This is a genomic window from Streptomyces sp. NPDC097107, assembly GCF_044762405.1.
In the GTDB taxonomy this organism is placed as follows: domain Bacteria; phylum Actinomycetota; class Actinomycetes; order Streptomycetales; family Streptomycetaceae; genus Streptomyces; species Streptomyces thinghirensis.
The window spans coordinates 1-25,319 of sequence record NZ_JBIWEF010000013.1 but is presented as its reverse complement, the minus strand read 5'-3'; the positions used below and the strand labels follow the sequence as shown (position 1 = coordinate 25,319).

The 25,319-nt window shown below is 74.1% G+C and carries 23 protein-coding genes and 1 pseudogene; 12 read left to right on the top strand and 12 right to left on the bottom strand.

What is annotated here, in order from left to right; genetic code table 11:
• Positions 1-172: 172 nt before the first annotated feature.
• Positions 173-478: a chaplin gene (locus ACIQ1J_RS28020; protein WP_210964583.1), complete on the top strand. Its 306-nt coding sequence runs from the start codon at positions 173-175 to the stop codon at positions 476-478.
• An 81-nt stretch (positions 479-559) separates the two neighbouring features.
• Here ACIQ1J_RS28020 and ACIQ1J_RS28015 read toward each other — a convergent pair whose 3' ends face one another.
• From ACIQ1J_RS28015 to chpG, 6 genes are all read right to left on the bottom strand, one after another.
• On the bottom strand, positions 560-1,426 hold the full coding sequence (locus ACIQ1J_RS28015; protein WP_403561095.1) for a tyrosinase family protein: 867 nt from the start codon (positions 1,424-1,426) through the stop codon (positions 560-562).
• A complete protein-coding gene (locus tag ACIQ1J_RS28010; RefSeq protein ID WP_403561093.1) occupies positions 1,410-1,988 on the bottom strand; it encodes a tyrosinase family oxidase copper chaperone in 579 nt (192 codons plus the stop codon). The genes ACIQ1J_RS28015 and ACIQ1J_RS28010 overlap by 17 nt, the downstream gene beginning before the upstream one ends.
• Before the next feature lie 335 nt (positions 1,989-2,323).
• Complete coding sequence (locus ACIQ1J_RS28005; RefSeq protein ID WP_403561091.1) at positions 2,324-2,839, bottom strand: hypothetical protein; 516 nt, start codon at positions 2,837-2,839, stop codon at positions 2,324-2,326.
• Between the two features lie 60 nt (positions 2,840-2,899).
• Positions 2,900-3,181, bottom strand: coding sequence for a hypothetical protein (locus tag ACIQ1J_RS28000; RefSeq protein WP_210964579.1), 282 nt, complete (start codon positions 3,179-3,181; stop codon positions 2,900-2,902).
• Positions 3,182-3,388: 207 nt separating this feature from the next.
• Entirely contained in the window at positions 3,389-4,162 is a 774-nt protein-coding gene (locus ACIQ1J_RS27995; RefSeq protein ID WP_403561089.1) for a hypothetical protein, read from the bottom strand.
• Between the two features lie 274 nt (positions 4,163-4,436).
• On the bottom strand, positions 4,437-4,676 hold the full coding sequence (chpG, locus tag ACIQ1J_RS27990; RefSeq protein ID WP_121747058.1) for a chaplin ChpG: 240 nt from the start codon (positions 4,674-4,676) through the stop codon (positions 4,437-4,439).
• A 389-nt stretch (positions 4,677-5,065) separates the two neighbouring features.
• Here chpG and ACIQ1J_RS27985 point away from each other — a divergent pair, with 389 nt between their 5' ends.
• The 8 genes and pseudogenes from ACIQ1J_RS27985 (at position 5,066) to ACIQ1J_RS27950 (ending at position 15,158) form a co-directional block, all read left to right on the top strand.
• Positions 5,066-6,571, top strand: coding sequence for a glycosyltransferase (locus ACIQ1J_RS27985; protein WP_403561087.1), 1,506 nt, complete (start codon positions 5,066-5,068; stop codon positions 6,569-6,571).
• Positions 6,568-7,998: a sugar transferase gene (locus ACIQ1J_RS27980; protein WP_403561085.1), complete on the top strand. Its 1,431-nt coding sequence runs from the start codon at positions 6,568-6,570 to the stop codon at positions 7,996-7,998. The genes ACIQ1J_RS27985 and ACIQ1J_RS27980 overlap by 4 nt, the downstream gene beginning before the upstream one ends.
• Positions 7,999-8,003: 5 nt before the next feature.
• A pseudogene (locus ACIQ1J_RS27975) lies at positions 8,004-9,359 on the top strand (O-antigen ligase family protein); the annotation flags it as partial.
• A 266-nt stretch (positions 9,360-9,625) separates the two neighbouring features.
• Positions 9,626-11,350 (top strand): murein biosynthesis integral membrane protein MurJ, encoded by a 1,725-nt coding sequence (gene murJ, locus ACIQ1J_RS27970; RefSeq protein ID WP_403561083.1) that lies wholly within the window; start codon positions 9,626-9,628, stop codon positions 11,348-11,350.
• A 91-nt stretch (positions 11,351-11,441) separates the two neighbouring features.
• Positions 11,442-12,131, top strand: coding sequence for a polysaccharide deacetylase family protein (locus ACIQ1J_RS27965; RefSeq protein ID WP_210964609.1), 690 nt, complete (start codon positions 11,442-11,444; stop codon positions 12,129-12,131).
• Positions 12,132-12,151: 20 nt separating this feature from the next.
• Complete coding sequence (locus ACIQ1J_RS27960; protein ID WP_403561081.1) at positions 12,152-13,312, top strand: glycosyltransferase; 1,161 nt, start codon at positions 12,152-12,154, stop codon at positions 13,310-13,312.
• Complete coding sequence (locus tag ACIQ1J_RS27955; protein ID WP_403561079.1) at positions 13,309-14,028, top strand: lipopolysaccharide biosynthesis protein; 720 nt, start codon at positions 13,309-13,311, stop codon at positions 14,026-14,028. The genes ACIQ1J_RS27960 and ACIQ1J_RS27955 overlap by 4 nt, the downstream gene beginning before the upstream one ends.
• Complete coding sequence (locus ACIQ1J_RS27950) at positions 14,025-15,158, top strand: GNAT family N-acetyltransferase (RefSeq protein ID WP_210964604.1); 1,134 nt, start codon at positions 14,025-14,027, stop codon at positions 15,156-15,158. The genes ACIQ1J_RS27955 and ACIQ1J_RS27950 overlap by 4 nt, the downstream gene beginning before the upstream one ends.
• Positions 15,159-15,255: 97 nt before the next feature.
• Here the strand turns inward: ACIQ1J_RS27950 and ACIQ1J_RS27945 are convergent, their stop codons facing one another.
• Positions 15,256-16,485, bottom strand: a complete 1,230-nt coding sequence (locus ACIQ1J_RS27945) for a glycoside hydrolase family 26 protein (RefSeq protein ID WP_403561077.1) — start codon at positions 16,483-16,485, stop codon at positions 15,256-15,258.
• A 145-nt stretch (positions 16,486-16,630) separates the two neighbouring features.
• Between ACIQ1J_RS27945 and ACIQ1J_RS27940 the strand changes: the two genes are divergently transcribed.
• On the top strand, positions 16,631-17,914 hold the full coding sequence (locus ACIQ1J_RS27940; protein WP_403561075.1) for an ATP-grasp domain-containing protein: 1,284 nt from the start codon (positions 16,631-16,633) through the stop codon (positions 17,912-17,914).
• 84 nt (positions 17,915-17,998) lie between these two features.
• Here the strand turns inward: ACIQ1J_RS27940 and ACIQ1J_RS27935 are convergent, their stop codons facing one another.
• From ACIQ1J_RS27935 to rdlA, 3 genes are all read right to left on the bottom strand, one after another.
• Positions 17,999-18,850 carry a chaplin gene (locus ACIQ1J_RS27935; RefSeq protein ID WP_403561073.1) on the bottom strand — a complete coding sequence of 284 codons (852 nt, stop codon included), beginning with the start codon at positions 18,848-18,850 and terminating at the stop codon, positions 17,999-18,001.
• 124 nt (positions 18,851-18,974) lie between these two features.
• Entirely contained in the window at positions 18,975-19,202 is a 228-nt protein-coding gene (gene chpD, locus ACIQ1J_RS27930; protein ID WP_282107553.1) for a chaplin ChpD, read from the bottom strand.
• Positions 19,203-19,490: 288 nt separating this feature from the next.
• Positions 19,491-19,892 carry a rodlin RdlA gene (gene rdlA / locus ACIQ1J_RS27925; RefSeq protein WP_210964600.1) on the bottom strand — a complete coding sequence of 134 codons (402 nt, stop codon included), beginning with the start codon at positions 19,890-19,892 and terminating at the stop codon, positions 19,491-19,493.
• A 261-nt stretch (positions 19,893-20,153) separates the two neighbouring features.
• On the opposite strand from rdlA, the gene rdlB reads away from it, so the two are divergent.
• Positions 20,154-20,546 carry a rodlin RdlB gene (rdlB, locus tag ACIQ1J_RS27920; RefSeq protein WP_210964599.1) on the top strand — a complete coding sequence of 131 codons (393 nt, stop codon included), beginning with the start codon at positions 20,154-20,156 and terminating at the stop codon, positions 20,544-20,546.
• Between the two features lie 73 nt (positions 20,547-20,619).
• Here the strand turns inward: rdlB and ACIQ1J_RS27915 are convergent, their stop codons facing one another.
• Together ACIQ1J_RS27915 and ACIQ1J_RS27910 are read right to left on the bottom strand one after the other, a co-directional pair.
• Positions 20,620-22,548: an AMP-dependent synthetase/ligase gene (locus tag ACIQ1J_RS27915; RefSeq protein WP_403561070.1), complete on the bottom strand. Its 1,929-nt coding sequence runs from the start codon at positions 22,546-22,548 to the stop codon at positions 20,620-20,622.
• A 100-nt stretch (positions 22,549-22,648) separates the two neighbouring features.
• Positions 22,649-24,232, bottom strand: coding sequence for a von Willebrand factor type A domain-containing protein (locus ACIQ1J_RS27910; RefSeq protein WP_403561068.1), 1,584 nt, complete (start codon positions 24,230-24,232; stop codon positions 22,649-22,651).
• Between the two features lie 365 nt (positions 24,233-24,597).
• Here ACIQ1J_RS27910 and ACIQ1J_RS27905 point away from each other — a divergent pair.
• Positions 24,598-25,319: IS4 family transposase (locus tag ACIQ1J_RS27905; RefSeq protein ID WP_403561066.1), on the top strand; the 722-nt coding region annotated here is incomplete at its 3' end.

The following is a 25,319-nucleotide window of genomic DNA, read 5'->3' as shown; positions in this document are numbered from 1 at the left end:
CCTCGGCGCGGAGCGGAGCGATTTTCCGCCCCGGACGGCCCGCGCTCCACCCTTCTGTTCAAAAAGGGTGATCCTCACATTCCTCCCGTGACCCGTGCGCGACCTGCTGCGTTGGACCGGCAGTGCGGTGGCGCGTCCTGCCGCCGTGCTCCCCGAGTCAAAGGAGAACGTGATGTCTCGCATCGCGAAGGCCGCCGGCGTCGCACTCGGCGCCGGCGCTGTGGTGCTCAGCGGCACCGGCCTGGCCATGGCGGACGCGGTCGCCGAAGGCGCGGCCGTCGGCTCGCCCGGTGTCCTGTCCGGCAACGTCGTCCAGGTCCCGGTGCACGTGCCGATCAACGTCTGCGGCAACACGATCAACGTGATCGGTCTGCTGAACCCGGCCTTCGGCAACGCCTGCGAAAACGGCGACGACGACAAGAAGGACGGAAGCGACAAGCACGGCGCGGACGGCAAGAACGGCGGCTACGGCGGCTGAGTCCCGTAGGCACCAGGAGAGCCCCGGCCGTCCCGGCCGGGGCTCTCCCCATGTCCGCGCCGAGCGTTCGGGGCCGGTCGCTCAGCCGTACCGGTAGATCCGGCTGTGGTCCTCCAGCTCGTCCGGAGTCACGTCCCACGGCGGCAGCCTCTCGTGCCGTGCGACGATCCGTCCACGCTGTGCGCTGCCCCGGCCCGGCGGCTCGGCGGGCTGGTAGCGGGCGCCGCGGTGCCGGGCCTGCCAGCGGGACCACTGGAGGTCGACGAAGGCGTGGTGCAGCCAGAACACCGGGTCGTTGACGGACGCGCCGCCGACCATGGCACCGCCGACCCAGCGGTGCACGCGGTTGTGGTTGCGCCAGGAGACGCTGCCCCGGCCGGTCCCCCAGCCCTCCAGCTTGTTCCGGAAGCCCTTGCGGACCGTGGAGTCCCAGGGCGCGGTGTCGTACGCCGGGTCGTCGAGCGCCCATTCCAGGTCACTCTCGGTGGGCAGCGTGATCGGGTCCCGGGTGCGGCCGAGGTCCCGGGTGAGGTACTCGGTGTCGGTGACGTTCTCCTTGAGGGTCCAGTTGCCCTCCGCGTGGGCGAACGGCCCGGTGGTGACCCGGTGGTCGGAGCGCCGCCCGGTGCCGCCGAGGAGGTCGGCGGTCCAGGGCGCGGAGGTGGTCGTGCGGTCCTTCGTCCAGTCCCAGTACGGCACGGTGACCGAGGAGTCGACCCGGCGCAGCGCCTCCTCCAGGTCCAGCAGGAACCGGCGGTGCCAGGGCAGGAAGGACGGCGCCATGTGCGCCGTACGCAGTCCGTCCTCGCCGTCGGAGACGTAGTACTCGATGTGGGTGCGCACGAACTCGTCGTACTCGCCGCGCCGTTTGATCTCCAGCAGCGCCTTGACGAACCGTCGCCTCTCGGCGCGGGTCAGCGTGCTGACGTCCTTACGCGTGTACGCCATGGCTCCCCCCGGAGTGGTCCCGGCCGGCGGCGGCCGGCGTGTCGCGCAGGTGCTCGCCGGGGCCGAGTTCGTCGACGGCACCGCGGGCCGCGGCGAGGGGGGTGGGGTACGACCGGTAGTGGTCGATCATGCTCAGCCAGCTGCCGTCGGCCCGGCGCATCAGGTGCAACGGGCGGCCGTCCACGGTGACGTGCCAGGTGCCGGCACCGACGGCCCGGCCGGCGGCGGACCGGATGCCGCGGATACGGCGGCCCCGGTAGGTCTCGTCGAACGAGGTGCTCTCGGCCGATTCGTCGTGCGGCTCGGGACGCGAGGGCCCGGCACCGTGCCCGGTGGTGGGCGCGAGCCCCGCCCCGTGCCCGGCGGTGGCCTGGGAGGGCCGGGAGGCGGCGACCAGGGGAGCGAGCGTCACGGCGAGGGCCGGGCCGAGCAGCCCTCTCATCAGCTGCCGCCGGGTGCCGGACGCCGGCCCGCCTCTCGCCGGGCCCTCCCCCTGGTGGTCCCGCTGGTGATCCCGCTCCTGCTGCGCGTCGCTCGCTGCTCCGCCCGCGTTGACGACCATGGCTCGCTCCTCGTCCGGTTCCGGTGGTCCGCACCGCTAACCGGTCGACGGGCTCCGCGGTCACCCTCCCCAGGGCCGGTCGGAGCACGGGCCGCGCCTGCGCCGCGAGGCGCGACGGGCTAGGGGGTCTCGTCTGGATCAGGCCGACGCCAGGCATCAGTGCCTTGCAGCCGACCCGAGCGGGGTCTGGTGCGTGCGGCTGCAAGGCCGAGGAGGGCGGAGGGCGGAGCCCTGGCAACCGACGACGACGCCGCTGGGGGCACCTCCCACGCCCTTCAGGCAGTGGGGGAGCGCGTGCCGGACCCCGCGCCCCAGGCAGGATCCGAACGACACCCCTACAGCCCCGGTCCGACGCCCAGGTCGGCCACGGGAACCGTCCGGACGGCCGGGGCCAGCAGCCCGGCCTGCGGAAGCTTGGCCGTCGGCAGGCCGAGGGCGCCCGGGTTCGGCGCCGTGAGCGGGGCGTCCAGGGACAGGCCCGGCGTCAGCGTCCGCAGCCCGGCGGCGGGGGCGTCGACGGCGGCGTGGTCGAAGTCGTCACCGAGGACGCGCGGCAGCGGCTGGCGCAGGTCGGCGCCGGGCAGCCCGCCGTGCACCGGCAACCGCGGAAGCGTCCGCTCGGGCAGCAGCCGGCCCTCGACGTACCGCGGGCCCTCGGGCGCGCCGGCCGTCGGCACGGGCAGCTCTCCGGCCACCTCGGGCAGTTCCATGCCGAGGGCCGTCTCCGCGCCGTCCAGTGGCACCGGCACGGGGATCGCGCCGGCCGCGGCGGCGGGGGACGCGGCTGCGCCCACGGCGGCCGCCACACCGGTGACGACGGCGGCCAGGGTTCGTCTGGTGGTCGACTTCATTTCGGGCACGGTCCCTTTCGAGAATGCGAGAAGAACGGTGAAAAGGCGGGGCGGAGTGGTTCAGCCGCCCAGCGGGAGGCCGCCGAGCAGGCCGCCCTCGGAGTTCAGGTCGGTGGTCGCGCCCTTCACGGTGTGCAGCACGGAGTCCTTGTTCTCGGTGTCGAGCGCGTCCGACTGGTGCTTGAGCGGCATCACGTCGATGGGCTCCGCGGTGAGCGCGTTCACGGCGCCGTTGAGGCTGGTGGGCGTGATGTCGGCGGCGTCGTAGGCGAACGCGGGCGCGGCGGAGCCGGCGGCGACCAGGGACCCGGCGACGACAGCGGCGGCCTTGAGGGACTTCATCGTGTTCCTTTCTTCGGCAACTCGTGTCACCTGACGAAATGCTGACGCCGTGCCTAACGACCTGCGCCGGGCACGGAAACCCCGCGTCCGGAAGACATATGAGATCTCCGGAGGGCCGAAAGGGGAAAGGGAATGAGAATGGCGAAGGGCCGTCGCGCCACCCCGTGAGGAATGGCGCGACGGCCCGGAACGCGGACGCCGTGGGCGTCAGGAGGGGTTGGCCGGCAGCGGGTTCGCCGGTACCGCGGCTTCCGGCGCGGCGACCTCCGGCGTGGTGGCTTCCGGTGCGGCCGGCAGTGCGGGCAGACCGGCCAGGTCGGCGGCGGGCAGACCGCTGCCGACCAGGGTGGCGGCGACGACGTTGACGACGCCGGTCATCAGGTTCTCGACGGCCAGGCTCACCTGCTCGGCGGTGCCGGACGTGGTGGCCTCCACCAGGGCGTCGATCTGCTTCTGCAGAGCGGCGTACGACTGGGCGGCCAGGTCGGCCGCCGCCGCGGTCTCGTCGCTGCCCTGTGCCACGACGGGTGCCGGCAGCGTGACCGGCGTCTCGGCCTCCGGCGCGGTCACGACGGGCGGCTGGGCCGGGGTGCTCGTGCCGGGGGTGGTGGTGCCGGGCGTGGTCGTGCCCGGGGTGGCCGCCGCGTCGTCGGCGTCGGCGTCCGCCGCGTCGGCCTTGGCGAGGGCGTCCTTGACGGCGGCGGCGAGCTTGTCCGCGTCCATGGCGGTGAGCTGGCCGTTGTCGGCCATGAGGACGGCGTTGAGCATGTCGGTGACCGGCGTGAGCACACCGCCCAGGCCGGCCAGACTGCCGACCTGGTTCAGCAGTTCGGCCACGTCGGGGAGGGGTGCCTGGGACGCCGCGTGGGTGCGTTCCCGGACCGATTCGCCATCCGCCGCCATCACCACCGGTCCGGAGAGACCGATCAGAAGGCCGGCGGTGAGAGCGGTGGTGGCGATTCGCCGAGCGGGCAGACGCATGGGGGTTCCTTTCGGTGGTGCGTCGGATCTTGTGCCCACCGTGGAAGCGGCCGTGGCGCTCTGCAACCGAGCGGCGACCGTACGCGCTCGGCCGCCTTTCCCCGTCCCGGCGTCCTACCTGGTGAGACGCCCTGTCAAGGCCTTCCGGCCGTGTCGGCGCCCGCACCCCCCATTCGGGGCAGCACACCGCCGTCCGTGCGGCAACGCGAACCGGCCGCCCGCTCGCGGATGAACCGCGGTACGGACGGCCGGCGCAAGGGTTTCGAGCCGACGATCAGTCGTTCTCGCACTCATTGCCGAACGCCGGGTTCAGCAGGCCGATGATGTCGACGGTGTTGCCGCAGACGTTGACCGGGATGTGGACCGGAACCTGCAGCACGTTGCCGGACAGGACACCCGGGGAGTGAGCGGCGGCGGCCTGCGCGCCGGCGTCGGCAGCGGCGACACCGGCGGTGCCCGCCACCGCGGCGGCGGCGACGGAGGTCAGGGCCAGGCCCTTCGCGATACGCGACATGGAGAAGTGCTCCTTGGGGTTGACACAAACATCCGGGCGGGTGCCCGGCGCAGTGTCAACGCGTGGCGCGCACGCGAGTTGTGCCGCCAAAGGAGTGATCCCGCCGGAGAGCGGCGTTCACGAATCCAACACACTTACCCGGTTTCACCGTATTAGTACGGATAGCGGCTAGAGTCCCACACCACCGACGCACCCCGGTCGCACCACTGCGGGACATCGGCCGAGGGCACTCTCCGATCGCTCCGAACGTGGCGGTGACCAGTCGGCCTTCCGGCTCGTTTCCCAGCAGGACGCGGCGTGCGCCGGCGTACGCCGCGTGGCGGCCGACGTCCTGCGGTGAAACGCGTTCACGCCCGTCCCGAGCATTTTCCGTGAGCGAGGAAACGCGTATGCACCTGCCACCGACCGACTCCCGGCCACGGGTTCTCCATGTCACCCAGCCGGCGGACGGCGGGGTCGCCCGTGTCGTGTCGGACCTGACGCGGGCTCAGCTCGCCGCCGGGCTGCGCGTCGCGGTCGCCTGTCCCGACGGAGGTCTCGCGGCCGGACTCCGGTCGCTGGGCGCCGACGTGCGGCACTGGCCGGCGACGCGGTCGCCGGGTCCGGCGCTGGTGTCGGAGGTACGGCGGCTCGCCCGCGTGATCGAGGACGTACGGCCCGACCTGGTGCACGCGCACAGCGCGAAGGCCGGTCTCGCGGCCCGGCTCGCCGTACGCGGGCGGATCCCGACCGTTTTCCAGCCGCACGCCTGGTCGTTCGAGGCGGTCGGCGGGGCCGCCGCGGCGCTCGCGCTCGGCTGGGAGCGGTGGGGGGCTCGGTGGGCGGCGCGGACGGTGTGCGTGAGCGAGGCGGAGCGGCTGCGGGGGGTGCGGAGCCGGGTCCGCGGGCGGTGGACGGTGATCCCGAACGGTATCGACCTCGACCGCTTCGGCGCGGATGCCGTGGAGGGTGTGGGCTACGTGAGCGACGTGGGCGGTGGCGTCGGTGGCGTGGAGGCCGTCGACGGCGTACGGCTCCCGCCCGGCGCCGGCGGGCCCGGCCCGCTGGTGGTCTGCGTGGGGCGGCTGTGCCGGCAGAAGGGGCAGGACGTCCTGCTGACCTCGTGGAAGTCGGTCCTCGCGCGGGTCCCGGACGCCCGGCTGGTGCTGGTCGGCGAGGGCCCGGACCACGCGCGGCTCGCCGATCGCGCCTCGGCGTACGGATTCCTCGGCGACGGCCCGTCCCCAACCCGCCCCGGCGGCCACCACCCGGCCCCGGAACCCGGCCACGCGACGAACCCGGCCCAGCCCCGCGACCACGCGGCGAACCCGGCCCGGCCCCACACCTACGCGACGAACCCGGGCCGGCCTCACGGTCACGCGACGAACCCGGCCCAGCCCCGCGACCACGCGACGAACCCGGCCCGCCCCGGTGAACGCGCCCCCGCGTCCGTGCTGTTCGCGGGCGCCGTCGCCGATGCCAGGCCCTGGTACCGGGCCGCCGACCTGGTCGTCCTGCCGTCCCGGTGGGAGGGCATGGCGCTGGCGCCGCTGGAGGCGATGGCCTGTGGGCGGGCCGTGGTGGCGACCGACGTGGACGGCGCCCGCGAGGGCCTGCCGCCCGCTCTCGTGCCGCACTGCCTGGTACCGCCCATGGACCCAAAGGCGCTGGCCGACGCGGTCACCGGGCTGCTGCTCGACGCTCCACTGCGCGCGTCGCTCGGCCGCCGGGGGCGCGCACACGTCCTGTCCACGCACGACGTACGGCACACGGCCGCGGCGATCACGGCGGTGTACGACGACCTCCTCGGCGACGGGCGGACGACCGGGACACACACGGTCCCCGGCGACAGGCCCGCGCTCGTGGGGCGCTCGGCCGTCGTGCCCATCGAGTACAGGGAGTCCACGCACCCGTGACCGCGGAAAGCACCGTCCCCACCCCCGCCGGCCAGCCGCGCGACCTCGGCTCCTCCGCACCCGTCTCGGTGCTGCCGCAGCGTGCCGGCACCGCGGGTTTCCGATTCCCCGACCGGCTTCCCGCACCGCGGCCGGAGTCCCCGCTGCCACTGCTCGTCGCGGACGGCACGGCGGCGGCGGTGCCGGGCTCCCTGATGCTCACCGGCACTCCTCACCAACCGCTGCTCGCGGCCCTGCTGGTCGCCGCCTCGCTGCTGCTGCGCCCGCGCGCTCCCCGGCGGCTGCCGGGTGTCCTGGACGACCTGCCCGCCCTGTGCGGCCGGATCACGGTGGTCTGGCTGGCGCTGGCGGCGCTCGTCGCGGCGTACGCCCCGCCGCACACCCTGTCCGCACGCACACTGCTCCTCGGCTTCCTGCTGCACGCGGCGACGGGCTGCGCCGGCCGGGGCGCCGTGCACCGGTGGCGCCGTACCGCGCTGCTGAACCGCCCGCGCGCCGCCCTGGTCGTCGGCCCCGCCGCGACCGCGCAGCGCGTGGCCTCGGCGGTGCTGCGCCATCCGCGCTGCGGGGTGCGCCCGGTCGGGATCGTCGCAGACGAGCCGGGCGGCGGCGCGGGCCTGCCCGTGCTGACCACGGGCGAGGAGGTGCAGCGGGCGGTCGTGCAGAACGGCGTACGGGAGGTACTGGCCGTGCACCCTTCCGTACGGACGCGACAGGGACCGCTGCTGCGGGCGCTGGCCGAGTCCGGCTGCGTGGTGTGGGAGGTCGACGCGGACGTCCCCGCGTACGCGGGCCGGGACCGGCTCGCCGGGTTCTCCTGCCGGCGTCTGGAGGCGGGGGAACGGCGGCCGGGCGGCGCCGGCAAGCGGGTGCTGGACGTGACGGTGTCCGGGGCACTGCTGCTGCTGCTGAGCCCGTTGCTGCTGACCTGCGCGACGCTGCTGCGGGTCATCGGCGGGCCCGGCGTGCTGTTCCGGCAGGAGCGCATCGGCAAGGACGGCAGGCCGTTCACGCTGCTGAAGTTCCGCACCCACCGCCCGGCCGACGAGCACGAGTCGGCGACCCGGTGGAGTGTGGCGGACGAGCGCCGGATGCCGTGGTTCTGCCGCTTCCTGCGCCGTACGTCGCTCGACGAGCTGCTCCAGCTGTGGAACGTCTTCCGGGGCGACATGAGCCTGGTCGGGCCGCGTCCCGAACGGCCGTACTTCGTGGCGCAGTTCAGCCAGACCTATCCCGGTTACGCCGCCCGCCACCGGGTGCCGGCCGGCATCACTGGCCTGGCCCAGATCAACGGGCTGCGCGGCGACACCTCCATCGAGGACCGGGCCCGCTTCGACAACGCCTACATCGACGACTGGTCGCTGTGGCAGGACGTCTGCATCCTGCTGCGCACGGCCGTAGCGCTCGTGCGCCCGACCGGGAGCTGAGCGCGGTGGCCCAGACCCCGCCCCTGTGGTCCACCGCGCGCGTACGGCGCCTGCCGCCCGTGCTGGCCGTGGTCGCGGTCGTCGCGCTGCTCGCCCTGCCGGCCGCGGGGGACGGTGCGGGCGGTGCGCACCCGGCCGACGCGGCCTCCGCGCTGGTGGTGCTGTACTGCGCCCTGCGCCTGGTGCGGGACCGGCGGCGCCCCCTGACCCGCACGGCTGCCGTGGTGCTGGGCCTGCCCGTGCTCCCGCTGGCCCTCGCCGCCTTGGGCGCGGTGTCGCCGGGGGCCGGGCTCACCGGGCTCGGCCGATACCTCCAGGTGTTCGTCCTCGTCCCCGCCGCCGTACTGCTGCTGGTCCGCGACCGGGACGACGTACGGCTGCTCACCTGGTCGATGACGGGGCTGGCGGTGTGGCAGGGGGCGGTCGGCGTGCACCAGTACGTCACCGGGACCGGTGCCTCCTACCAGGGCGAGCAGATCCGGGCCGTGGGCACCTTCGGGCCGCAGGACGTGATGGGGATGGCGACCGTCGTCTCCCTCGGGCTGGTCTGCGCGGTCGGGCTGGCGCTGGGCCGTGCCCCTGCCCGGCAGCGCGCTCTCGCGGCCGGCTGCGCGATCGCCCTGCTGCTGCCGCTCGCCCTGTCGTTCAGCCGCGGCGCGTGGATCGCCACGGCGGTGACGTGCGCGGCCCAACTGATGCTCGCCGGGGCGCGCAGGGCGCTGACGGTGGGGGCGGCCGTGGTCGCGGCGGGCGTGGTGCTGGTCGGCGGGTTCGGGGCCGGTACGGCGATGCTCCAGGAGCGGCTGGGCAGCATCACGCAGGTCACCGACTCGCCCGACCAGTCGGTCACCGACCGCTACACGATGTGGGCGGCGGCGGCCGGCATGTGGCGCGAGCGGCCGCTGACCGGCGTGGGCCTGAAGGGCTTTCCCGAACACCGGGACGGGCACGCCTCGCTGGCCCTGTCCTCGGGCAGCGAGACCGACGGCGCGGGCGCCGGGTACCGCAAGCAGCCGCTGCTGTCCCCGCACAACATGTACCTGCTGATCCTGGCCGAGCAGGGGCTGATCGGGCTGGTCGCGCTGGCGGGGAGCTGGCTGGCGCTGCTCGTCCTGGGGCTGCGCAGGCTCCGTGCGGTACGGCGCTCCGGTGCGGCGTCCGGGACGGACTGCGCGCTGGTCGCCTGCGGGCTGCTGGTGTGGCAGCTGACCGACTTCGCGTACGCCGACATCGGCGGGCCCTCGACCGTACTGACGGCGGTGTGCTTCGGGCTGGCGGGCTGGTGGGCACTCGGGGGCGGGGACGGGGCCAGGTCTGAGGCCGGGGGCGGGTCCATGCCTGGGTCCGGGGCCGAGCCCGGGGCCGAGTCCCGGGCCGAGTCCGGAGCCAAACCCGGATCCGAGACCGGAGCCAAACCCGGAGCCGAGACCGGAGCCAAACCCGGAGCCAAACCCGCAGCCAAACCCGGGTCTGAGCCCGGATCCGGGCCTGGGCCTGGTTCCGGGCCTGGGCCTGGTTCCGGGGCCGGGCCTCGGCCTGGTTCCGGGCCCGGGCCTCGGCCTGGTTCCGGGCCCGGGCCTCGGCCCGGGGCCGGGTCCGGGCCCGGTGCGGAGGAGGTGCCCGCGCGATGAAGGTGACGCCCTTCCGGGCCGCACGGTCCCCGTCCGTCCCGCCGGCCCGGTCCGCCGCGCCGGACGCGGAAACCCGGGCAGCGGCGGCCGAGGGCCGGTCCTCCGGGGGCTTCCTCGCCCGGGCCGCACTGCTCACGGCGGTGCTGTCGGTGGCCGGGTCGGTCCTCGGGCTGGCCCGGGACCAGGCGCTCGCCCGGCTGTTCGGGGCCGGTAGCGAGACGGACGCCTTCCTGGTGGCGTGGACCGTGCCGGAGTTCGCGGCGACGCTGCTGATCGAGGACGGGCTGGCCTTCGCGCTGGTCCCGATGTTCAGCCTGGCCCTGGCCCGCCGCGCGCAGGGCGCCCCCGGCGACCCGGTCCGCGCGCTGGTCGCCTCGACCCTGCCCCGGCTGGCACCGGCCTTCGTCGCGGTCGGCGCGCTGACCGTCGTCTGCGCACCCCAGCTGGTCCGGGCCCTGGCGCCGGGGCTGCCCGACCACACCCTCGCCGTGGACTGCACCCGGCTCACCGCCACCTGCGTCGTCAGCTTCGGACTCGCCGGGTACTGCAGTGCCGCGCTCCGGGCGCACGGCCGGTTCCTGGCGCCGGCGGCGATCTACGTGGCCTACAACACCGGCATCATCACGGCGATGTTCGTGCTCGGCGGGCGCTGGGGGGTGCGCTCGGCGGCGGTCGGCGTCGCGGCGGGCGGCTTCCTGATGGTGGCGGCGCAGCTGCCCTCGCTGCTGCGGCAGTTGCGGCGCCGGGACGACGGCGTCGGGCGGCCGGCGGGCACCGGGGACCAGGCGCGTCCGCTGGCCCTCGCCCTGTTCGGCACCGTGCTGCTCTTCGCCCTGTGCCGTCAGTCGCAGGTCCTCATCGAACGTTTCCTCGCCTCCGGGCTCCCCTCCGGCGCCATCTCGCACCTGAACTACGCGCAGAAGGTGGCCCAGATCCCGATGACGCTGTCGCTGATGCTGTGCACGGTCACCTTCCCGGTGGTGGCCCGGGCGATGGCCGACGGCGACACCGAACGGGCCCGCGACCGGGTCGAGCGGGACGTGGCGCTGGCGGCCTGCCTGGTGCTGCTGGGCGCGGCCACGGTCGTCGCCTGCGCGCCGCAGATGATCGAACTCCTCTTCCAGCGCGGCGCCTTCACGGCGGCCGACACGGCGGCGACCGCGGACGTCATGCGCGTGTACGCCCTCGGGCTGCTCGGCCAGACCGTGGTGGGCGCGCTGGCCCGCTCCTACTTCTCGGCGGGCCGCGCCAGCTGGTACCCGCTCGCCGCGATGACCGCGGGCATCGCCGCCACGGCAGGCATCGGTGCCCGGGCGGTCGCCCCGTGGGGAGTGACCGGCATCGCGGCCGCCAACGCCGCCGGCATCACCGTCACCGCCGCCCTGCTGCTCGCCGGGATGGGCCCGCGCAGCGTCCCGGTCCGCGTCCGGCGCGTCCTGGGCGACCTGGTCAGACCGGTGCTGGCGGCGGCCGGGGCGACCGTCGTGGGCGCGCCGGTCGCGGGCCTGTTCACCGGGCCGGCCGTCTCCCTCGCCGCCGGCGTGGTGACCGTCGTCGGCGTCTTCGTCCTGCTCGGCCGGGTCCTGCGCGTCCAAGGTGTCGTGCCGGCCCTCTATTTCGTCCGCTCCGTCACACGAAGGCTCCCGCATGGCCGCTTCGGCTCCCGTTCCCGCGTCCTCATCCGCTTCCGTGACCGTTTCCCCTTCCGCAGACCCCGTTGACGCCCGCACGCGCCCCGGCGTTCGCACGCGTCCCGACACCCGCGCCCGCTCCGACGCCCGCACCCGCCCCGGCACCGTCCCCTGGGTGGCGATGTACCACTCCGTCGGCGACTGCTCGGACGACCCGTACCGCATCACGGTCACGCCCGACCGGCTGGACGCGCAGCTCGGCTGGCTGCGGCGGCGCGGGCTGCGCGGGGTGCCGGTCGCCGAGCTGCTGGCCGCCCGGGCCCGGGGCGGTGGCCGCGACCTGGTGGGGCTGACGTTCGACGACGGGTACGCCGACTTCGTCGAGCACGCGCTGCCGTGCCTGCGCCGCTGGGACTGCGGGGCCACCCTCTTCGTGCTGCCGGGCCGGCTCGGCGGCGACAACGCGTGGGACCCGCTCGGCCCGCGCAAGCCGCTGCTCACGGCCGACGGCATCCGGCACGCCGCCGCCGAGGGCGTCGAGATCGGCTCGCACGGCCTCACCCACGTGGACCTGACCCAGGCGGACGACGCCACGCTGAAGGCCGAGACCGCTGAAAGCAGAGCACTGCTCTCGGATTTGATCGGTGCTCCGGTAACCGGCTTCTGCTATCCGTACGGCGCCGTCGACGCCCGCGCCGCCGACGCCGTACGCGCCGCCGGTCACACCTACGCCTGCGCCATCGACCCCGGCCCGCTGACCGGCCCGCACGCCCTGCCACGCGTACACATCGGGCAGCGGGACACGGCCGTACGCCTGCTGCTGAAGACCCGGCTGCACCGCCTGCGCCGCCGCGCCGCGGCCGGGATCTGACAGGGAGGGGCACGAAGGACATGAAGGCCCTGCACATCATCACCGGCCTCGGCGTCGGCGGCGCCGAACAGCAACTGCGGCTGCTCCTGCGCCACCTCCCCGTCGACTGCGACGTCGTGACGCTCACCAACCCGGGCGCGGTCGCCGACGGACTGCTGGCCGACGGCGTGAACGTCGTCCACCTCGGCATGACCGGCAACCGGGACCTGACGGCGCTGCCCCGCCTGGCCCGCCTCATCCGCACCGGCGGCTACGACCTCGTGCACACCCACCTCTACCGCGCCTGCCTCTACGGCCGCATCGCCGCCCGCCTGGCCGGCGTCCGCGCCGTCGTCGCCACCGAACACTCCCTCGGCGACTCCCAGATGGAGGGCCGCCCGCTCACCCCCGGCATCCGCGCCCTCTACCTGGCCGGGGAGCGGCTGGGCAGCGCCACGGTCGCCGTCTCCCCCACCGTCGCCGACCGGCTGCGGCGCTGGGGCGTGCCCGCGCCCCGCATCGAGGTCGTCCCCAACGGCGTCGACCTGGCCCGCTTCCGCTTCGATCCCGTCGCGCGACTGCGCACCCGCCGCCGTCTCGGCCTGCCGCAGGGCGCGTACGTCGTCGGCGGCGTGGGCCGGCTGACCACGGCCAAGCGGTTCGACGTCCTGGTCCGCGCCCTGGCCCGGCTGCCGGAGGACTGCTGGCTGCTGCTGGTCGGCGGCGGCCCCGAGGAGCACGTCCTGCGCCGCACCGCCCGCGAGGCCGGGGTCGCCGACCGCGTCCTGCTCACCGGCGAACGCCCCTACGTGACCGACGGCTCCCCCGGCCCGGACCTGCCGTCCCTGGCCTCAGCGATGGACGTGCTCGCCTCGCCGTCGCCGGAGGAGGCCTTCGGCCTGGCGGTGGTGGAGGGCCTCGCGTCCGGGCTGCCGGTGCTCTACGCCTCCTGCCCGGCGATCGAGGACCTGCCCCCGGCCGCCGCGCTGACCGCCCGGCGTGTCACCGGTGGCGAGGAGGAGTTCGCCCGCGCACTCGCCGAGACCCGGGCGGCCGCCGAGCCGGGCCCCGGCCCGCGCACCGCCCCCGAGGCCGCCCGCCACTACTGCGTCACCCGCAGCGCCGCCCAGCTGATGGACGTGTACGCGACCACCCTCACGCACCCGTTGTCCCAGGCACCCCAGGGAGTCAGTTCCGCATGACCGAGCCCCTCACCCAGTCCCCGGCCGAGCCCGCGGAGCGGCACGAGGCCGAGCAGCCGGCCCGCCCCCGCCGCGCACGCACCGCCCTGCACGGCGTCCTGCGCCGCATCCGCTCCCTGCCACCCTGGTCCCCGCTCGCGGCCGGCGTCCTCGCCGGCGGGCTGCTCGGCGCCGGCTACGGCCTGGCCGCCACTCCGCAGTACACGGCCACCAGTTACGTGGTCGCCGTCCCCACCGGCAAGTCCGACCCGGCGTCGGCGCTGGGCTTCGCACAGGCCTACGGCCGGGTCGCCACCCAGCTCGCCGTGCTCGGGGACGCCCAGATGCTGGCGGGCGTCCCGGTGGCGACGCTGGAGGAGAGCGTCCGCACGGCGACCTCGCCGGACGCGCCGATGGTCTCGGTGACGGCCACCTCCGCGCACCCGGACGAGGCCGCCGACATGGCCAACGCGGTCGCCGGCGCACTCACCGAGCACGCGGACGCCGCCGCCGACGACACCCACGTGGAGCTGCGGCGGTTCGCGCGCGCCACCGAGCCCACCGAGGCGTCCTCGGCCTCGGCCGCCGTGACGGGGCTGGTGGGCGCGAGCGCGGGCGGTCTGCTCGGCGGTCTGGCGCTGCTGGTCCGTCCGCGCCCGGCCGCGCGGGAGCCCGGCCGCACGACGGCGGCCGTGCCCGGACCCGCCTCGGCGGCGGACGTCCGCGGACAGCTGTGACGTACCCGACGACGTACACGACCGAACTGGTCACCGACGAGCGCGCCTTCGCGGAGCTGACCGCGGACTGGGGGCGGCTGTACGGCCGGTGCGCCGCCGCGACCCCGTTCCAGAGCCATGCCTGGCTGCACTCGTGGTGGCGGTCGTACGGCGGGCGCGGCCGGTTGCGGCTGCTGCTGGCCCGCGACGGCCGCGAACTGGTCGCCGCCGCGCCGCTGATGCGCGTACGGCGTCCGGTGCCGTCGCTGGTGCCGCTGGGCGGGGCGATCTCCGACTACGGGGACGTCCTGCTGGACGACGAGCGCGGGGAGGACGCGGTGGCCGCGCTCACCGAGGGGCTTTCCGCGGTGGCCCGTACCGCGCTGATCGACCTGCGCGAGGTGCGGCCGGGTGCCGCCGCCGAACGGGTCTACGACCGCTGGCGCGGGCCCCGGCGCCGGGTGGCCGACTCGCTCTGCCTGGAGCTGCCCGCCCTCCCCGTGGACGAACTGGCCGCCCGGCTGCCCTCGGCCAAGGGCCGCCAGCGGGTGCGCGCCCAGCTGCGCAGGCTGGACGCGCTCGGCGTCAAGAGCCGGACCGTCCTCCCGGACGAGGTGGACGCGGCGCTGCGGCGGCTGCTGGAGCTGCACCGGCTGCAGTGGCAGGGGCGGAAGGTGACCGGCGAGCATCTGCGGGCGCGGTTCCGCGACCACCTGGTGCGGGCGGTGGGTCCGATGGTGCGTGCCGGGGACGCGGTCGTCACCGAGTTCCGGATGGACGACGAGGTGGTGGCCGTGGACGTCACGCTGCTGTCGCGGCGGCTGGCGGGCGGTTATCTGTACGGCGCCCACCCGCGGCTGCGGGAACGGAAGGCGGACGTGGCGGTGATGCTGCTGGACGCGTGCGCCGAGCACGCCCGCGCCCCGGGGCGCGGCACGCTGAGCCTGCTGCGGGGCGACGAGCCGTACAAACACCACTGGCGCCCGGAACCGGTGCCGAACCAGCGGCTGCTGCTGGCCCGCCGGCACACGGCCCCGCTGCTGTCGGCGGCCCTGTGCGACGTCGCCGCGCGTCGGCGGGGCAAGGAACTGCTGCACCGGCGACAGGTGCGCAAGGTTCGGAAGGAGCGCGACGGTGGCGGCAGGACCTGACCGCCCCCGCCGCCACCTCCGCCACCTCCGTCGCCCCCGCCGCCACCTCCGTCGCCCCCGTCGCCTCCGACACCTCCGTCCTTGCCCCCGTCGGCGGCTACTTGTTGCGCGAGTACCAGTCGAGGCGCATGCAGAGCTTCCCGCCGATCCAGTACTCGACCCAGTCGCCGAGCTCCAGCGGCGAGCAGTCGGCGGGCGGCCGGGGCGCGGTGGGCGGCACCGCGGGCACGGGCGGTGCGGTGGGCACGGTGGGCGTGGCCGGCTCCGGGACCGTGGTGTCCGGCTCGTCGGTGCGGCCGAAGAGCACGGACCGGTAGACCGCGGTGGACCGGGGGTTGTCGTCGCACTGCCACACGCCGTGCGGGCAGTAGTCGGTGAGCGTGTTGTACAAGGGTTTGTGCTCGTCCATCCACGCGAGCATGCGCCGCATGTACTCGGCGTTGTCACCGTTGCGGAAGAGGCCCCATTCGGGATAGGAGATGGGCTTTCCGTGGGCCTTGGCGAAATCGACGTGCGCCTGAAGTCCGTACGGTTCCTTCACCTGTTCGTCGAACGCCATTCCGCGTGGCTGGTCGTACGAATCCATGCCGATGATGTCGACCGTGGCGTCCCCCGGATAACACTGGGTCCACGGAACGGCGTCCCGGCCGCGGCTCGGGGTGAAGTCGAACCGGAACTTCTGGCCCGGCACCGAACGCATGGTGGTGACGATCCTGTTCCAGTACGTCTTCCAGGCCTCCGGGTCCGGTCCGCACCGATGGGTGTACGTGGTGCCGTTCATCTCCCAGCCGAGCACGAGGACCGTGTCCGGGACGTTCAGTTCGACCAGCCGTTCGGCGAGGGCCCTGAAGTGGTGATCGAAACGTCCGGCGGCACCTTGGCGCAGCAGAGTGCGCACCTCGCCGTCGTCGACGCCCTCCTCGTTGCGCTCCATCATGGGCACGTTGAGGACGAGCATCCGGTCGGCCTCGCGGGTGCGCCAGTCGGCCCACACGTCGAGGAAGCCGGGGGCGCCCTCGATGTTGCTCCACAGGTCGCCGGGCAGGTAGGTGTGGCCGACGCGCAGTTCGGCGCCGCCCAGCCAGTGGCTGAGCTGCGCCATCCGGGCCACGCCACGCGGGCCGTAGTCCAGGTACGCGCCGAACGCGGGAGCGGCACCGGGCGTCCGGCCGGGAACCGCGGGGGCCGGTGCGGGCGGGGCCGGCGCGGGCGGGACCGGTTCGCCGACGGCGACTTGGGGGATCGCGGCCAGGAGCGCCGCCGCCGCGACCACCGCCGCGGCGCGCGCCGAACGCCTGGACCGGGTCCGTGACTGCCGTACGGCCATTACCGGCTCCTTCCGTCGCCCCGAATTGCTTACTGCTTACTGACACTCAGTCATATGAAATGCCATCACGCCACCGCCGTTACGGCTTTCGAGTGCGCCGATCGCCCGCACCGGTGACCCGAATCGAATGCGAAGGAAGAATCCCGTGTCGCTGTTCGACACCCGTGTCCCCGCCGTTCTGCTGCGGACCGACCGGAATCCCTTTCACCACGGAACGCTGGGTGCCGTGCGTTCGCTCGGCCGCGCGGGCGTGGAGGTACACGTGGTCGCCGACTGCGCGCAGAGCCCGGTCCGCGCCTCCCGATATGTGAGCAGGCTGCACACTCCCCCGCCGCCCGGCGCGTCGCCCGCCGACATCGCGGTGGTCCTGCGCCGCGTCGCCGCGCGGATCGCGCGTCCCGCCGTACTGATCCCGATGGACGACGCGTGTGCCGTCGCGGTGGGGCGGATGCGGGCGGAGCTGGCGCCCGCGTATCTGCTGCCCGACCTGCCGGGCGCGCTGCCCGAACGGGTGGCCGACAAGGCCGAGCTGGCCGGCGTGTGCGCGTCCCTGGACGTGCCGCACCCCGAGACCCTGGTCCCGGACGGCCCGGCCGAGGCCGCCCGTGCCGCCTGGCGGCTGGGACTGCCGGTGGTGGCGAAGTGGAGCCGGCCCTGGCTGGTGCCTGCGGGCGGCGGGCTGCGGAGCACGGTGCTGGTGCGTTCGGCGCGGGAGGCCGGGGAGCTGTACCGGCGGGCCGAGGAGGCGGGCAGCCGGCTGCTGCTCCAGGAGTTCCTGCCGCCGGGGCCGGACCGCGACTGGTTCTTCCACGGGTACGCCGACCGCACCGGCGCGGTGCGGGCGGGCGGTCCCGGCCGCAAGACGCGCGCCAGGCCACGTGGCGCCGGTCTGACGGCGGTCGGCCGCTGGACACCGAACCCGCAGGTGCAGGCCCTGGCCGAGCGGATCACCGGCGAGCTGGGCTACCGGGGCATCCTCGACCTCGACTTCCGCCGCTGCGGTACGACGGGCCGCTATCACCTGCTCGACTTCAACCCGCGTCCCGGCGCCCAGTTCCGGCTGTTCACCGACACCGCCGGGCTGGACGTCGTACGCGCCCTGCACCTGGACCTGACCCACCGCACGCTGCCGGACGGGGCGCCGCAGCCGGGGCGGGCGTTCGTGGTGGAGAACTACGCGCCGCTCAGCGCCCTGCGCCCGGCGCCCGGCGGACGCGAGCTGGCCTGGCACGCCCCGGACGACCGGGCACCCGGCCGGGCCCTGTGGAACCTGTGGGGGCGCCATGTGACCGCCCGGCTGCTGGACCGCCTGCGCCGCAAGGCCGGCCGCCCGCGTACCTGGGCACCGGCCCGCGCCCGCGTGGTGCGCCAGGCGACCTCCCCGGGCCGCTCCGGCCGCCCGGACGACGACAGGGCGGGCAGCCGCTGACCGGCCGCTGCCGCGCGGGCACCACAACGCCCCCGGCGGACCCTGCGGGGTCGGCCGGGGGCGTGGGGGCGGCGGGAGCCGGGGTCAGCGGCGGGAGACGACGCGGGCCCGTCGGTACAGGATCGCGCCGCCGGCGATCAGCACGGCACCGGCGGCCGCGACGCCCGGCATCGCGGCCTCGCTGCCGGTCTCCGCGAGGACGGGCGGCTGCTCCACCTGGGGGGGCGGCGGGGGCTCCTCCTCACCGGCGGGCGGCGGGGGCTCCTCCTCACCGGACGGCGGAGGCTCCTCTTCCTCGCCGGGCGGCGGGGGCTCCTCGTCGGTCGGCGGCGTCGTGGGCGGCGGCTCCTCCTCGCCGTAGCCCGGAGGCTCCTCCTCGCCGTAGCCCGGAGGCTCCTCCTCGCCGTAGCCCGGAGGCTCCTCCGCCCGGTTGTCGCAGGAGTTGCCGAAGACCGGGTTGAGCGCGGCGATCACGTCGACGGTGTTCCCGCAGAGGTTCACCGGCACGTCGACCGGCACCTGCGCGTTGTTGCCGGAGCCGACACCGGGCGAGCCCACGGCCGCGCCGTCCGCGGAGGCACCGGAGGGGACGCGCACGTCCTCGCCGTACTCTCCGCCGTACCCGCCGTCCTGGCCCGTACCGTCGTCACCGTGGGGCGCCCCGTGCTTCACGGAGCCGCCGGTCCGCTCGTCCGAGCTGTTCTCGCACTCGTTGCCGAAGGCGGGGTTCAGCGCGGCGATCACGTCGACGGTGTTGCCGCAGGCGTTCACCGGCACGTCGACCGGCACCTGGAGGGCGTTGCCGGACGCGACGCCCGGCGAGTTCTGGGCGGCACCGCCCGCATGCGAGTCGGCAAGGACGGGGCTGCCGCACAGGGAAAGGATGCCCGTCGCGGCGGCTGCCGCGACCATCCCCCTGCTCAGGGTCTGTCGCACTCTGGTTGTCTTCCTGCTGGTAGCGATTGCTGCAGAAGAGGCTGCAGAAAGGGGAAAAGCCGGCCCCGAACCAAACGAGTTGGCCAAGGCCGGCCGTGACGCAGCCGGTCGGTGCGGAACGACGTCAGTCGTTCACGCACACGTTGCCGAACGCGGGGTTCAGCAGACCAATCACGTTGACGGTGTTGCCGCACACGTTGACGGGCACGTGGACGGGGACCTGGACGACGTTGCCGGACAGGACGCCCGGGGAGCCGACCGCGGCACCCTGGGCGTCCGCGTCGGCGAAGGCCGGGGCAGCCAGGCCCAGGGCCATGATCGCGCCCGCGACGACAGCAGCGCTCTTCTTCATGAACTTTCCCTTCTCTGCGGTCATGCCTGAATGACGGCCGAAACCGCGCGAGCACAGCATTGACGGCTCGCACCATGACCTGCAGCCTGCAAACGAGGCATTGACGGCCGGAGAAACTGTGGAACAGGGGGCCCCGCGAAATTCACTCGGATACACCACCACCCGTTACAGCCGTACCACCAGGAGAGCGACGACGTCATTCCGATCACCCGGCGAAATCCCGGCCCGGAAACGACCGGGCGGCCCACGGGGAAGTCAGCGGGCCGCCCGGACCGGGCAGGACTGGGCTCAGCCCTGGCCGCCCTCGCTGTTCGCCGACAGGACCGACAGGTCCTCCAGGACGTGCGAGATCGCGCCATCACGCTTGGCCTGCGTGGAGTTGTCCGCACACTGCTGCGCCAGGTCGTCCGAGAGGATCGGCACGTCCTGGATCGGCACGATGTTGATGACGGCGACGTTGATGTCCTCGAGACCGACGCACGGCTTGTTCAGCGTGCCCTCGACCAGCGACAGCTGTGGGCTCATGTCGCCGTCGGTCGCCGAGTTGCCGAACGACGACGAGGCGCCGTTGCCGTTGGCCACCGCCGGCCCGTTGTCGTCCCCGATGGCAAGCGCCTGGGGCGCGGCAGCAGCGGACATGCCGATCACAGAAGCGGCAGCCGCCGCGGCGACCATTGCCTTCTTGAGCACTTCGCGTTCCTTTCGTCGTAGCGACGCACTGTCCTACGGCCTCATCAACCCGGTGGGGAGTGATTGGTTGCGGGCGTTCACCCGGTTGGCCCGCACTGGACCTCAAAACCCCTGGAACGCCGCCGGGAAATGGCGGGGAAACGCGGACCCGTACACATTTCCCGTTGTCCGCCGACGGAGTGAACGGGAGAAACCCGCCCGCGTACACGGAGTTGACCAGAACGCTCCGGTGGACGGGGTTTTTCAGAAAGGACTGGCCAAATGATCAAGAAGGTAGTCGCCTACGCGGCGATCGCCGCCTCCGTCATGGGCGCCTCCGCCGCCGCGGCCCCGCAGGCGATGGCGATCGGTGACGACAGCGGGCCCGTCTCCGCGAACGGCAACGGAGCCTCGCAGTACTTCGGCAACTCGGCGACGCACGGCAACATGAGCCCGCAGATGGCGCTCATTCAGGGATCCTTCAACAAGCCCTGCATCGCGGTCAGCGACATCCCGGTCAGTGTCATCGGCCTCGTGCCGATCCAGGACGTACCGATCCTGTCGGACGAGCTGACCCAGCAGTGCGCCGAGAACTCCACGCAGAGCAAGCGCGACGGCGCGCTGGCGCACCTCCTGGAGGACGTCTCGATCCTGTCCTCCAACGGCGAGGGCTGACATCGGCCGAGGGGCGGGCCGCCGAGCACATCGGCGGCCCGCCCCTTTCGCATGCCCCGACCGTGCCGCTCGCTCAGCTTCCCGGCGCCGCGTAGAGCGCCTCGATCTCGTCCGCGTACGCCGCCACCGCCGCGTGCCGCTTGACCTTCAGTGACGGGGTCAGCAGCCCGTTCTCCTCGGTGAACTCGCCCTCGACGATCCGGAAGGCGCGGATCGACTCGGCCCGGGAGACGGCCGCGTTGGCGTGGTCGACGGCCTTCTGCACGTCGGCGCGGATCCGCTGGTCCCGTACGACCTCGGACATCGGGGTGTCGGCGGGCAGCTTCCGGACCGACAGCCAGTGCGCGACGGCGTCCGGGTCGAGGGTGACGAGGGCGGCGACGAAGGGGCGGTTGTCGCCGACGACGAGGCACTGGGCGACGGGCGGCCGGCTGCGCAGGCGGTCCTCCAGGACGGCCGGGGAGACGTTCTTGCCGCCGGAGGTGACCAGGAGGTCCTTCTTGCGGCCGGTGATGGTGAGGTAGCCGTCGGCGTCGAGGGAGCCGAGGTCGCCGGTGGCGAACCAGCCGTCGGTGAGGGCGGCGGCGGTGGCCTCCGGGTTGTTCCGGTAGGCCCCGAAGACGATGCCGCCCTTGATGAGCACCTCGCCGTCGTCGGCGATGCGGACGGCTGTGCCGGGGACCGGTGGGCCGACGGTGCCGGGGCGGGGTCCCAGGGGCGGGACGATGGTGGCGGCGGCGGTGGTCTCGGTCAGGCCGTAGCCCTCGTAGACCATGATTCCGGCGGCGTAGAAGAACAGGTTGAGGTCGTGGTCGAGCGGGGAGCCGCCGCTGATGGCGTAGCGCATCCGGCCGCCCAGTTCCGCCCGGACCCTGCGGTAGACCAGCAGGTCGTACAGGGCCCAGCCGGCCCACAGGGCGGGGGCGGGGCCCTTGCCGCGGCCGAGGAAACGCTCCAGGTGGGCGGCGCCGAAGCGGACGGCGAGGTGGTGGGCGCGGTCGAAGGAGGCGCCGCGGCCGATCTTCTCGGCGGTCGCGCGGCCCGTGTCGTGGATCTTCTCGAAGAGGTACGGGACTCCGACCAGGAAGGTCGGGCGGAACGTCTTCAGCGCGGGGCGCAGCTCGTCGGGCCTGATGCTCGGGAAGTGGCCGATCTCGATGCGGGCCAGCAGACAGGCGATCTGGATGGTGCGGCCGAGGATGTGGGCCAGGGGCAGGAAGAGGAGGGTCGAGGCGGTCTGGCCGGTGACCTCCTTGAAGATCGGGTGCAGCAGCTCGACCGTGTTGGCTGCCTCGGCGTGCAGGTTGGCGTGGGTGAGGACGCAGCCCTTGGGTCGCCCGGTGGTGCCGGAGGTGTAGCAGAGGGTCGCCACCGTGTCCGGGGTCAGGGCGGTGCGGCGCTTGGTGACCTCCTCGTCGCTCACGCCCCTGCCGAGGGCGGTGAGGTCGGCGAGCGCACCGGCGTCGAGTTCCCGGACGCGCGGGCCCTCGGGGTGGCCGGCGGTGCCGGTCACAACGGTGGCGGTGTTGGCGGCCGTCTCGGTGACGACGTGGCGGGCGCCGGAGTCGCGGACGATCCATTCGACCTGGTCGGCGGAGGAGGTGGCGTAGACGGGGACGGTCCGGCCGCCGGCCGCCCAGATCGCGAAGTCCAGGACCGTCCACTCGTAGCGGGTACGGGACATGACGGCGACCCGCCCGCCGGGTTCCAGGCCGGCGGCGATCAGGCCCTTGGCCACGGCGGTCACCTCGCGGGCGAACTCCGCCGCCGTGACGGGGCGCCAGACGCCGTTCACCTCGCGGCGCAGGACCACCGCGTCCGGGGCCTCGGCCGCGTTGGTGAACGGGATGTCGGCGGTGCTGCCGGTGGTGGGGCGATGCGCGAGGGGCGCGGTGCGGGCCTCGCGGACGGTGCCGTCCGCGTCCCGGACCGTTTCGGTCCGGGTGCGGGACGCCAGGTCGCCGCGGTGTTTCGCCCGTTTCAGGTCCCTGCGTACGCCCATGTCGGCTCCCGGTCGCGGATCGGAGTGGTGTTGCGCTGCCTCTTCCCGTTACTTACTTGAGAGTAAACTTACTTGTGCGTAAGGGGTCAACGGGGGTGGCTCAGGTCAGCCGGTCGGCCTGCCGGACCGCCTCGGCGAGCTGCCCGACGTCCGGGTCCCCCGTGCGGTCGGCCAGCGCACCGGCACGTTCGGCGAGTTCGCCGAGGCGTGGTGCGCCGGGCAGGGCGCCGCCGCCCCCGTCGTACGGGGCGCGCAGCGCGTCGGCGAAGTAGGCGGCCGTCGCCGTCACCCGCAGGCCGCGGTCCGCGCCCCAGACCGAGTCGGCGAGGGCGCCCGTCTCCACGTCGCCGGACTCCTCGTGCGGGGCGCGGGTGCGGGGGTCGAGCCAGCGGACGGTGGCCGTGGCGAGGTGGCCGTCGGCGCCGGGCCGTACGCGGACGGCGTACAGGGCGGTCACCGTGTGGCCGGGGCCGACCTCGCCGCCGTCGACGCGGTCGTCGCGGAAGTCCTCGTCGGCGACCTGTCGGTTGTCGTAGCCGACGAGACGGAACTCGGCGACCGTCTCGGGGTCGAAGGCGACCTGGGCCCTGGCGTCGCGGGCGGTCAGCTCGATGTGGCGCGGGAGTTGCTCGCTGAAGACCTCGCGCGCGTCCTCGGTGTCCGAGACGTACGTGGTGTGGCCGTCGCCCTTGTCGGCGAGGCGTTCCATCAGGGCGTCGCCGTAGTCGCTGCCGACGCCGACGCCGAAGAGGGTGATGCCGTGCTCGCGGCGCTCGTCCGCGATGCGTTCGAGGATGGCGTCCGCATCGGTGTCGCCGGTGTTGGCGAGGGCGTCGGAGACGAGGACGACGCGGTTGGTGGCGCCCTCGCGACGGCCCTCGACGGCCGTGTCGTAGCCGGTCTCGACGCCCGCGCCGAGGTTGGTGGAGTCGGTCGGCTCCAGGCTGTCGACGGCGTCGTGGACCCGGCCGCGGCGATCGCCGAGCCGGGTCATCGGCAGCACGGTCTCGGCCTCGTCGCTGAAGGTGACGAGCGCGACCGAGTCGTCGTCGCGCAGGCGGTCGGTCATCGTGCCGAGGGACTCCTTGGCGAGGTCGAGCCGACCGGGTTCGGCCATGGAGCCGGAGATGTCGATGACGAACGTCAGGGCGGCGGGCGGGCGTTCGCCCTCCTGCTCGGCGCCCCGGGTGGCCAGGCCCACGCGGACCAGCGACCAGTCCTCCTCGTCGGCGCGGGCGCCGTCCACGGTCACCGTGAAGCCGTCGCCGTCGGGGCGGTCGTAGTCCTGGCGGAAGCTGTTGACGAACTCCTCGGGCCGGACCGTCGACGGGTCGGGCAGCCGGCCCTCGGAGAGGGTGCGGCGGGCGTAGCCGTAGGAGGCGGTGTCGACGTCCAGGGCGAAGGTGGAGAGGTGGTCGGGGTCCGGGGCGGTCTCGGGGGAGTCCTCGGTGTCCCCGTCCCCGGCTTCCCCGGTCGCCGTACCGCCGTCGTAGCGCTGTTCACCCTCGCCCCTGGGACGGTCGGGTGCGGGCATCGGGGCCGAGTCGCCCCGGGAGTCGGCCGCGGACTCCTTCGTCCCGTGATCCGCGTCGCCCCCGCCCGCGCAGCCGGTGATCAGCAGGCCGCCCGCCGCCGTGAGCGCGAGCAGCGCGCCGATCGGCCTTCGTGTCCGGTACCGCTTCATCTTCCGTGCCCCCTGGTCCCGTTGACGCCGGTGTACGTGACTGTGACGGCGCGGCGGGGCGGAACGTGCGGCACGGGGCGTTACGGGTGCGTCTCGAAGTGGGCACGGCGGCGGGCCGTCGAGACCGGTGGGCGATCCTCCGGTGACCTGCGGCGAGGTCTCCGCGACGGGGCGGGACCGGGGGGAGGTCGCCGAGGGGGCCGGGTGCCGGGTGCCCTCGACGACCTCCCCGGACGACAGGGCCTAGGACCAACGCCGTTCAGTTAGGGCGGGGGTTTGTTCGTCAAGGCCGGTGAACAAGGCAGCGGAGCTGCTGTAGAAGAGGGATGTCACTCCAAGACATCCTCACCACAGGAGCTCCGCTGTTGGAACAGGCTGCCATAACAAGGACCGTTGGAACAGCGGCCGGGGTGTTCGCGCCGGGGCACATCGGCGAGCTGACCCGGATTGTTCCGTTCGAGATGGTCGATGAGGTGCTGGCGGAGACCGGTGCGGTGCAGTGCAGGGTCCGGCTGGTGCCGGCGCGGGTCACGGTCTACCTGCTGCTGGCCGCGGCACTCTTCAACGGGCTGGGCTATCAGCAGGTCTTCGACCGGTTATGTGCCGGACTGGCGGGCCTCGCACCGTTGAGGCCCTGTGGCAGCGCACTTCGCCAGGCCCGCCAGCGACTGGGGCCGGCACCGATGAAAGCGCTGTTCGACCTGATAAGAGGTCCTGCGGCCACGACCGCTGGTGCGGGACGATGGCGGGGGTTGAGGGTCGTCGCGGTCGACGGCACCCTGCTGTCGGTCCCGGACTGCCCGGCCAACCTGGCGGTGTTCACCCGGCAGCGGCTCGGCAACGGGATCTCGGGCTACCCGCAGCTGCGTCTGGCCGCGCTGGTGGCCTGCGGGACCCGGTCGGTGATCGGGGCCGTGTTCGGTCCGGCCACGACCGGTGAGCTGGAGTACGCCCGCCGCCTGGCGGTGGACCTGCGGGCCGGGATGCTGCTGCTGGGCGACCGGAACTTCTCCTCCGCCGCACTGCTGAACCAGCTGGCCATCACCGGCGCCGATCTCCTCATACGCTGCAAGACGAACCGAAAGCT